This window comes from Dactylosporangium sp. NPDC000521, assembly GCF_042898305.1.
Classification (GTDB): domain Bacteria; phylum Actinomycetota; class Actinomycetes; order Mycobacteriales; family Micromonosporaceae; genus Dactylosporangium.
Window position 1 is genome coordinate 84161 of the sequence record NZ_JBIAYW010000032.1, and the last position, 8790, is coordinate 92950.

Here is an 8790-nt window from a genome sequence, read left to right on the forward strand (position 1 = left end):
GCCTTCCGCGATAAGCGGGTCGTGAACCTACGGGCTTATCCCGGGCTTATGCGGCGGACGGGCACCATGGATCGCGTGCGGGTACTGGTGGTCGAGGACGAGCAGCTGCTGGCCGACGCGGTCGCCGAGGGGCTGCGCCGGGAGTCGTTCGCGGTCGACGTCGCCTACGACGGCGACGGCGCGCTGGAGCGGCTCGGGGTCAACGAGTACGACGTGCTGATCCTCGACCGGGACCTGCCGTCGGTCGGCGGCGACGACGTCTGCCGGTGGGTGAGCGCTGAGCTGCCGGAGACCCGGATCCTGATGCTGACGGCCGCCTCCGCCGTCCTCGACCGGGTCGACGGGCTGTCGCTCGGCGCCGACGACTACCTCGGCAAGCCGTTCGCGTTCGCCGAGCTGGTCGCGCGGGTCCGGGCGCTCGGCCGGCGGGCCAGGGCGGCGACCCCGCCGGTGCTGGAGCGCGGCGACCTGCGCCTGGACCCCAACCGGCGGGAGGTGTTCCGCGCCGGGCACTTCGTGGCGCTGACCCGCAAGGAGTTCGCGGTCCTGGAGGAGCTGCTGCGGGCCGGCGGCGCCGTGCTCAGCGCCGAGCAGCTCCTCGAACGCGCCTGGGACGAGCACATCGACCCGTTCACCAACGTGCTGCGGGTGACGGTGATGACGCTGCGGCGCAAGCTCGGCGACCCACCGGTGATCGAGACGGTGGCCGGCGTGGGGTACCAGATCCGATGAGCAATCTCGGGATCAGGACGCGGCTGACCGTCCTGTACGGCGTGCTCTTCCTCCTCGGTGGGGCGATCCTGCTCGGCGTCACGTACATCCTCGTGAAGCAGAACATCCACCAGCGCGGCGCGGGCACGGCCGCGGACCTGCCGGCGGAGATCAAGTTCGGCGACGTTGAGATCAACCAGTTCATCGCGCAGTTGCAGGCCCGCCAGGCGCGGATCGAGCAGGACACCCTCGACACGCTGATCACCCAGGGCGCGATCGCGCTCGGCGTGGTGACGGTGATCGGCGTCGGGTTCGGCTGGCTGATGGCGGAGCGGGCGCTGCGGCCGGTCGGGCGGATCACCGAGACGGCACGCCGGGTGGCCGGCGGCAGCCTGCACGAGCGGATCGCGCTGCAGGGGCCGGCCGACGAGATCAAGGAGCTGGCGGACACGTTCGACTCGATGCTGGAGCGCCTCGACGGCGCGTTCGACGGGCAGCGGCGCTTCGTGGCGAGCGCGTCGCACGAGCTCCGCACGCCGCTGACCATCAACCGCACGCTGATCGAGGTGGCGCTGGGCCGTCCGTCGCCCCCGCCGGAGCTCGTACACCTCGGGGAGACGCTGCTCGCGGTCAACGCGCGGCACGAGCGGCTGATCGACGGGCTGCTCACCCTGGTCGCCTCCGAACAGGCGCTGACCGTGCACGAGCCCGTCGACGTGGCGGAGATCGCCCGGCACGTCACGGCCGGTCTCTCCGGCGACCTCCAGCTGGAGCCCGCCGTGACGGTCGGTGACCCCGTGCTGGTGGAGCGGATCGTGCAGAACCTCGTCGACAACGCGGTGGCCTACAACGTGCCGGACGGCGCGGTGTGGGTCCGGACCCGGACGACCGGCGCGCGGGTCGAGCTCGTGGTGGAGAACACCGGCCCGGCGATCCCCGCCTACGAGGTGCCGCGGCTGTTCGAGCCGTTCCGGCGGCTGCGCGGGCGCACCGGCTCCGCCCAGGGGACGGGGCTGGGGCTGTCGATCGTGCGCTCGGTCGCGGTCGCGCACGGCGGGCGGGTCGACGCGCGCCCCCGCGACGGCGGGGGGCTCATCGTCACGGTGACCCTGCCCACACACAAACTAACCGATCGGTCGGTCGTTTAGTTGGTACCGTCGGGGCATGCCTACCGTCGACGGCCGCCTGGCGCGCGGCGAACGCGCCCGCACCGCGACCCTCGACGTCGCGGTCGCCCTGGCGACCGAGTCCGGGCTCGACGGGCTCTCGTTCAGCCAGCTCGCGGAGCGGGCCGGAGTCAGCAAGTCGGGCCTGTTCGCGCACTGGTCGACGAAGGAGGAGCTGCAGCTCGCCGCCGTCGCCCACGCGGAGCAGCGCTTCACCGAGGTGGTCGTGCGACCGGCGCTGCGGGCCCCGCGCGGCATCCGCCGGCTGTGGGCACTGCAGGAGAGCCGGCTCGCCGACATGGCGGGCGGCGCGCTGCCCGGCGGCTGCTTCTTCACCAACGCGCAGTTCGAGTTCACGGTCCGGCCAGGCAGCGTCCGCGACGCGCTGAGTGCCGCCCTCGCCGCCTGGCACACCCTGCTGGAGCGGCTGATCACCGAGGCGGTCGAGCTCGGCGAGCTGCCCGCCGACGTCCACCCGCCGCGGCTCGCGTTCGAGCTCAACGCGCTGGGCACCGCGGCGGTCTACGAGTCGCGGCTGCTGCGGGCGGAGGAGATCTACACGTACGCGCGGACGGCCGCCCTGGAGCGGCTGCGCGCCCTGGCCCTGGTCCCGCACCTGGATTCCGTCCCTGGAGGATCGCAATGACCGCTGCCGTGCTGCCCGGCCACGTCGCCCCGTTCGTCGTGCACTTCGACGACCTCGACGCGATGGGCATCGTGCACAACGCCCGCTACGCGGTGTTCCTGGAGCGGGCCCTGTCGCAGTGGTGGGCCGATCGCGGCCACTCCTACGCCGGCGGCCGGCCGACCACGTCGGACGTGATGCACGCCGTCGCGGAGTATTCGATCTCCTACAAGGCACCCGTCCGCGGCACCGGCGAGATCGGCGTCCACTTCTGGATCGAGACGCTCGGCGAGACGAGCGCCGTCTACCGCTTCCGCATCCTGTCCGCCGACGGCCTGACCGTCCACGCGGAGGGCCGGCGCGTCAACGTGAAGCTCGACCCGCGCACGCTCCGCCCCGCGCCGTGGAGCGAGGACGCCCGCGCCCACGCGAGCACCTTGCTCAGTTCCTGAGCGTCGTCGCCGATCCGTCCGTCATATCCGCCGGACGGAAGGCTCCTCACGATGCAGCGTCGGGCCGGCATCCAGGTGACCGTGCCGCGGGGACGGCTCACCGGCCTGCTGGCGGACTGCGGCCTCAACGCGCGCAACGCTCTCGTGGTCGGTGTCGTCGCCCTGGCGGCGCCCGTCATCGGCACCGCGTCGCTGACCACGATGCTCGGCATGCGCAGCGGCGTGCGCACGATCGAGGCGCACCACGTGGACAGCCTCAGCACCTTCTCCGAGCTGCGCGGCGACATCGGTCTGCTCTACCGCACCGTGCTGGTCTACATCCTGTCCAAGTCCGCACCGGCGCCGGACGCGCAGCGGCTCGCGGCGGCGCGGCGCTGGCCGTGGGAGCCCTCGGCGCTGGCCGTGGGAGCCTTGGCGTTGGCCGTGGGAGCCCTCGGCGCTGGTCGTGGGAGCTCTCGGCGCTGGTCGTGGAAGCCCTCAGCGTTGGTCGTGGAAGAACGTGCGGAGCAGGGTCGCGGACTCTGCTGCCAGTACACCTGCCAACACCTCCGGACGGTGGGTCTGGCGGCGGTCGCGGAGGACGTCCCACAGGGAGCCCACGGCGCCGGTCTTGGGCTCCCACGCGCCGAAGACCACGGTGCCGATCCTGGCGAGCACGAGGGCGCCGGCGCACATCGTGCACGGCTCGACGGTGACCACCAGGGCGCAGTCCTCCAGCCGCCAGGCGCCGAGGCGCACGGCGGCGCGGCGCAGCGCCAGGATCTCGGCGTGCGCGGTCGGGTCGCCGGTGGCCTCCCGCTCGTTGTGGGCGGCGCCGAGCTCCGTGCCGTCGGGGCCGAGGACGACCGCCCCGATCGGCACGTCGGCGCCGGCTGACGCGGCGACCGCCAGGGCCCGCCGCATCGCCGGCTCCCAGCGCTGGCGCAACGCCTCAGGCCTCGCGCAGCTCTTCGATCTCGTCGCCGGCACCGATCGCCTGGCAGATCTCCGCGGTGAGGTCGGCCGGGAGCATGCCCTCCTGGGCGCACAGCTCCAGCAGCCGCCCGCCGGGCAGCCCCAGGTCGGCGAGGAGCTCGGGATCGCCGACGGGCTCGATGTCGGGCTCGGCCGACGGCCGCTCCTCGTCATCTTCGTCGGTGTCGACCTCCTCGTCGACGATCTCCGGCAGCTGCTCCTCGATGTCGCCGAGGAGGATGGCGCCGAGGCGCGACTCGGTGGCGAAGATGGAGTCGGAGCCGAAGATCCGCAGATCCTCGCCGTCGTCGAGGCGGAGGATCACCAGATACGCGTCGTCGGACTCGACGAACAGCAGTGACACCGTCGCGTCCGGGTCGGTGTCGCGTAGGCGTTCGGTGACCTCCTCGACGTCGGCGACGCCACTGAGATCGAGCTCGGCCGCGGCCCAGCTCTTGGAGCCGCGTGTGACAGCGGCAGCGAAGTGCGACACGGTCCCCCCGGTCGGTGTTCGTCGTTACCCGAGAACACTATTCGAGCAGATCGGCGGTTGGCGCAGGGCTAGTCGGCGAGTCGTCGGCGATTCGCGATGAGCTCGCGGATCCGGTCGGCGCGGAGACGGCGTGGATGGAGCCGCTCGCGAAGCGCCTTCGCGTCCGCGAGCTCGACCAGCAGCGCGAGCCGCCGACGACGCCGCTCAGGATCGAGCCGCTGCAGCCTCAAAGCCATGTTGCTGAGAGTGATCCTCGCCGCAATCCACGTCAAGACTGTGCGGGAAAAGTCCTTGTGCCAGCTACCGAACGTGTTCGGTCGACGCTTCTCAGCGGTGCCCGCGCCTCACCACAGGACCCAGTCGCCGCCCGCCAGCCGGTACGCCACGACGATGCCGGCGATCGCCACGGCGATGCCGCTGGAGATCGCCACACCGACGGCGACACCCCGGTCGCCGAACCTCGCAAGGATGAACGACGCTGCCCAGGCGAGCACCCCGGCGATCACCGTCAGCCAGATGTAGCCGCGGGCGCCCGTGGCGAGCAGGCCGAACAGCAGCATCCAGGCGGCCCCCGCGCCGGCGCCGGCGGTGACCATCGGGCTGCGGACCGGCAGCGGCTCACGGTACGTGGGCCGGGGCGGCCCATGGGTGACCACGAACGGCGGCGGCCGCAGCACGCCCTGCCAGGCGCCATAGGACGCGGCGGGGGTGAGCGGGCGGGTGGCGCTCAGGCGCGGTGGCGGGCCGACGACCGGCGGACCGCCGGCGTTCAGACGCGGCGGGGGACCGATGACCGGCGGCCCACTGGCGCCCGGCCACGGCCGGCCGGCCGTGAGGCCCGGCGCCCCGTGCGGGGGCGGCGGGACGGGATGGGAGCTGCTGTGCAACCCCGGCGCGACCGGCCGGGGGCCGCTGGGCAGCCCTGGTGCCGGGGCCCCGGCACCACTGGGCAACCCGGGTGCTGAGGTCGCGGGGCCGCTGGGCAACCCGGGTGCCGAGGTCGCGGGGCCGCTGGGCAACCCGGGTGCCGAGGTCGCGGGGCTGCTGGGCAACGCCGGTGCCGGGCTCACGGGGCGCGACGCGTCCGGCGAGCTCCACGGCGACTCGTTCACTGCCACGAAAAAGAGCTTAGCCCGGCCGTCCCAGAGGGACGACCGGGCTGCGCAGCGACCTACCGATGTCTGGTCTCGAACTTCAGTTGAACAGTGCGATCCGCTTCTGCGTCACGCCGCCGATGGTGGTGAACTCGCCGCCGGCGACGACCTGGCCGAGCGCCTGGTTGGCGGCCATGGCCCGCACCCCTGCGACGCCGTTGCCCTGCGGCGCCCAGTCGAGCAGCTTGCCGCGGTCGTCGATCGCGGCGAGTTTCACCCTCGACACCGACCCGTCGGTGCACGCGCCCTGCGCGCCGTTGCTGCTCGTGGTGCACGCCTTGTCGTAGTGCCCGCCGACGTACGCGACGCCGTCGAGCACCGTGACCGCCTGGACGTCGCCGTCGAAGACCCGGGTCCACCTGGCCTTGCCGGCGGTGGTGTAGGCGACCGCACGTCCGCCCTGCCCACCTATGCCCGCGTAGACGCCGTCCGGGCCGACCGCCAGCGCCAGCACGATGGCCGACGGCCGCGGCATGAAGGTCTTGTCCAGCTTGCCGTCCACCGAGTCGACCGCGGTGAGCCGCAAGGCGTTGCTGACCCCGTTGGTCTTGTGGAAGGAGCCGCCGAGGTACACCCGGCTGCTCGTCACGGCGAGCGCCTCCACCTTGTCGTCGGTGGTCGGCGCCCAACCCGCGTCGAGCTCGCCCGTCGCGAGGCTGAACGCGGCGAGGTTGGTCCGTTTGGTCGTGTCGATCGTGCTGAACTTGCCGCCGATGTACAGGCGGCCGCTGCCGACCCCGAGCGTGACCGGCGTGCCGGACACCTCGTGGCTGAACGCGTTCACCGTGCCGGTGGTCGCGTCGAGCTCGGCGAGCGAGTCTCGCTTGACTCCCGCGACCTTCGAGAAGTCACCGGCCGCATACACAGAGTTACCGTTGACCGCCAGTGCCCGGACCGTGTTGTCGGCGACGGGGGCCCAGTCCAGCAGCGCGCCGGTGCGGGTGTTGATCGCCGCGAGCCGGCTCCGCGCGATGCTCTTTCCATTGACGATCGCCTTGCTGAACGATCCTCCGACGTAGACGGTCCCGCCGTCGGAGGAGTAGGCCACGGCCCAGACGGTGCCGTCGAACGACGGTGACAGCAGCGGGGTCTTCTCGACCACTGCGGCGTGCGCCTGGCCGCCGCCGGAGAGCCCGTAGACCGCCGTGGCGGCCGCCGCCACGAGGGCGGTCCTCACGAATTGCCGGAAAAGTCGCATGCAAGCACGCTAACGGGTTGTAACCGCCCAAATCGGCCTGAATCTTCGCCTTAAGACTGTTCGGTGGTCGTCCCGAGCCGAACGGGTGATCGGCGGGTGTGCGAGAGTTCCGCAGTGCGCGATGCGACGTTGAACGTGGCGGTGATCGGCCTCGGACTGATCGGCGGATCGGTCCTACGCGCCCTCGCGGCGCGTGGGCACCGTGCCACCGGCTACGACGCCGACCCCGCCACCAGGGCGACCGCCCGCACCGCCGCGGCCCAGGCGCCCGCCGACGCCCGCTGGCACGTCACCGCCACGGTCGCCGACGCCGTCCGCGACGCCGACCTCGCGATCGTCGCCGTGCCGCTCCCAGCCGTCGGGGGTGTCTTCGACGAGCTGGCGTCGCTGGCGTACGTCGGCGTCGTCACCGACGTCACCTCCGTCAAGGGCCCCGTCCGCGACCTCGCCCTCGACCGGCTCCGCACCGGCGGGCAGTCCCTCGCAACGTTCATCGGCGGTCACCCCATGGCCGGCCGCGAGACCTCCGGGTTCACCGCCGCGGACCCGCGCCTCTTCGACGGCTGCGCCTGGGTGCTGTGCCTGGAGGAGGACGGCGCCGGTCTGCGTGACTGGATCGAGCTCGCCGCGCTCGTCACCGGGCTCGGCGCCCGGGTCGTCCCGGCCACCGCCGAGGAGCACGACCGAGCGGTCGCGACGATCTCCCACGTCCCGCACCTGGTCGCCGCCGCCGTCGCGGCCCGGATCGGCACCGACCCGCTGGCGGGCACGCTCGGCGCCGGCTCGTTCCGCGACGGCACCCGGGTCGCCGCCGCCCGCCCCGAGCTGACCGCGGCCATGTGCGGCGGCAATGCGGAGGCGGTCCTGGACGCGCTCGACGCGGTGCTCGCCGACCTGGCCGCGGCGCGGGCCGCCCTCGACGGTGCGGACCCGATCACCACCCTGGTGCCGTGGCTGACGCCCGGCCACGCGGCCCGGCAGGCCTGGCCGCCCACGCCGGGCGAGACCGCCGACCTTCCGGCCCGGGCCGACGTCCTGCTGCGGCTGGGGCGGGTCGGCGGCTGGGTCTCCGCCGTCGCCGACGACGGCAAGACTGTGCGTGCCGTCCGCCCGGCTCTTTGATCCCGCCCTCCTCCGGGGTCGTTCTCTGGTACATCTCTCTGTAACCGTCCGTACGCAGCTGGTTGCTTGACGGCCACTCGTTGTACGTCAATCTGCGATATGGCAGGTTGAAGTCTGGCGATCTGTGAGACGCCTCATCCATACTGATGAGGCGGATGGACGGCCAGAGTCTCCGGTGGGGGCCGGGAATGTGATCGACAGCCGACTCTGACTGCGCGGGCGATTCGCATGCGGATGGGGACCCGTTGAATGCCTCGCAGCACGGACGACCGCGATGACTTGCCCGAAGAGGGAGGGGGAGCAATGTCAGCGACGGTGTATTACCGAGGTCCCGACCTGATGATCACTGAGGAGATCTTCGTCCTCTGGTCGCCGGAGCCGCAGGTGTACGTGCTGGACGAGGTGCAGGGGGTGCACGTCGTCCGCGGTTCGATGCATCCGGCCCGGATCGTTCTCATGGTGCTCGGAGTTCTTGCTGTCCTCGCGGTGCTCGTCGCCTGGCCGTTGATCGATTCGGCCGGCGAGTTTCTGTTCGCGTTCGCCGCGATCGTCGCGCCGCCGATGGTCGGCTCGACGTCGCGGGCGCTCACACCCCGGACGCTGCACCTGGTGGGCCACCACCTGGGCGTGCGGGTCACGTTGTTCAGTTCCTCGGACATGCTCGTGTTCGGTCAGGTCAAGCGGGCTCTGATGCGCGCGTTCGAGGCCCGTTCCCGCAGCATGGACCGGCGCGATCTGGCCGGCTTCGACGAGGCGTTCCGGAGGCTCGACCAGGCCCTCTAGTGGCCTGTTGGATCGTGGCGCCCGCGGGTTTGAAAAAGCAGGCGGCCCCAACCCGGGCCTTTTGGCCCCGGGTTGACCATAAATAGGGATTAAAACCAAGCACAAACAATCAAAAAGCACAAAAATAGGTGG

General features: G+C 72.0%; 11 protein-coding genes. 6 read left to right on the top strand and 5 right to left on the bottom strand.

Annotated features, from left to right (window positions below; all coding sequences use genetic code 11):
* The first annotated feature begins 75 nt into the window (after positions 1 to 75).
* The 4 genes from ACFY3L_RS49865 to ACFY3L_RS49880 are packed head-to-tail and all read left to right on the top strand — an operon-like array spanning position 76 to position 2954.
* Positions 76 to 732 (top strand): response regulator transcription factor, encoded by a 657-nt coding sequence (locus tag ACFY3L_RS49865; RefSeq protein ID WP_389341362.1) that lies wholly within the window; start codon positions 76 to 78, stop codon positions 730 to 732.
* Positions 729 to 1859 carry a sensor histidine kinase gene (locus ACFY3L_RS49870; RefSeq protein ID WP_389341365.1) on the top strand — a complete coding sequence of 377 codons (1131 nt, stop codon included), beginning with the start codon at positions 729 to 731 and terminating at the stop codon, positions 1857 to 1859. Before ACFY3L_RS49865 ends, ACFY3L_RS49870 begins: the two co-directional genes overlap by 4 nt.
* A gap of 16 nt (positions 1860 to 1875) precedes the next feature.
* Positions 1876 to 2523 carry a TetR/AcrR family transcriptional regulator gene (locus ACFY3L_RS49875; protein ID WP_389341368.1) on the top strand — a complete coding sequence of 216 codons (648 nt, stop codon included), beginning with the start codon at positions 1876 to 1878 and terminating at the stop codon, positions 2521 to 2523.
* Positions 2520 to 2954, top strand: coding sequence for an acyl-CoA thioesterase (locus tag ACFY3L_RS49880; RefSeq protein ID WP_389341371.1), 435 nt, complete (start codon positions 2520 to 2522; stop codon positions 2952 to 2954). Before ACFY3L_RS49875 ends, ACFY3L_RS49880 begins: the two co-directional genes overlap by 4 nt.
* A gap of 477 nt (positions 2955 to 3431) precedes the next feature.
* Here ACFY3L_RS49880 and ACFY3L_RS49885 read toward each other — a convergent pair whose 3' ends face one another.
* The 5 genes from ACFY3L_RS49885 to ACFY3L_RS49905 all read right to left on the bottom strand — a co-directional run bounded on the left by ACFY3L_RS49885 (position 3432) and on the right by ACFY3L_RS49905 (position 6753).
* Positions 3432 to 3857, bottom strand: coding sequence for a nucleoside deaminase (locus ACFY3L_RS49885; protein WP_389341374.1), 426 nt, complete (start codon positions 3855 to 3857; stop codon positions 3432 to 3434).
* A gap of 28 nt (positions 3858 to 3885) precedes the next feature.
* Entirely contained in the window at positions 3886 to 4401 is a 516-nt protein-coding gene (locus tag ACFY3L_RS49890) for a tRNA adenosine deaminase-associated protein (RefSeq protein ID WP_389341377.1), read from the bottom strand.
* A 68-nt stretch (positions 4402 to 4469) separates the two neighbouring features.
* Positions 4470 to 4637, bottom strand: coding sequence for a hypothetical protein (locus ACFY3L_RS49895; protein WP_389341380.1), 168 nt, complete (start codon positions 4635 to 4637; stop codon positions 4470 to 4472).
* A 108-nt stretch (positions 4638 to 4745) separates the two neighbouring features.
* Positions 4746 to 5519: a hypothetical protein gene (locus tag ACFY3L_RS49900; protein WP_389341383.1), complete on the bottom strand. Its 774-nt coding sequence runs from the start codon at positions 5517 to 5519 to the stop codon at positions 4746 to 4748.
* A 76-nt stretch (positions 5520 to 5595) separates the two neighbouring features.
* Positions 5596 to 6753: a hypothetical protein gene (locus tag ACFY3L_RS49905; RefSeq protein ID WP_389341386.1), complete on the bottom strand. Its 1158-nt coding sequence runs from the start codon at positions 6751 to 6753 to the stop codon at positions 5596 to 5598.
* Positions 6754 to 6867: 114 nt separating this feature from the next.
* On the opposite strand from ACFY3L_RS49905, the gene ACFY3L_RS49910 reads away from it, so the two are divergent.
* Positions 6868 to 7875: a prephenate dehydrogenase/arogenate dehydrogenase family protein gene (locus tag ACFY3L_RS49910; RefSeq protein WP_389341389.1), complete on the top strand. Its 1008-nt coding sequence runs from the start codon at positions 6868 to 6870 to the stop codon at positions 7873 to 7875.
* A 339-nt stretch (positions 7876 to 8214) separates the two neighbouring features.
* Positions 8215 to 8658 carry a DUF6232 family protein gene (locus tag ACFY3L_RS49915; protein WP_389341392.1) on the top strand — a complete coding sequence of 148 codons (444 nt, stop codon included), beginning with the start codon at positions 8215 to 8217 and terminating at the stop codon, positions 8656 to 8658.
* The last annotated feature ends 132 nt before the right edge of the window (positions 8659 to 8790 follow it).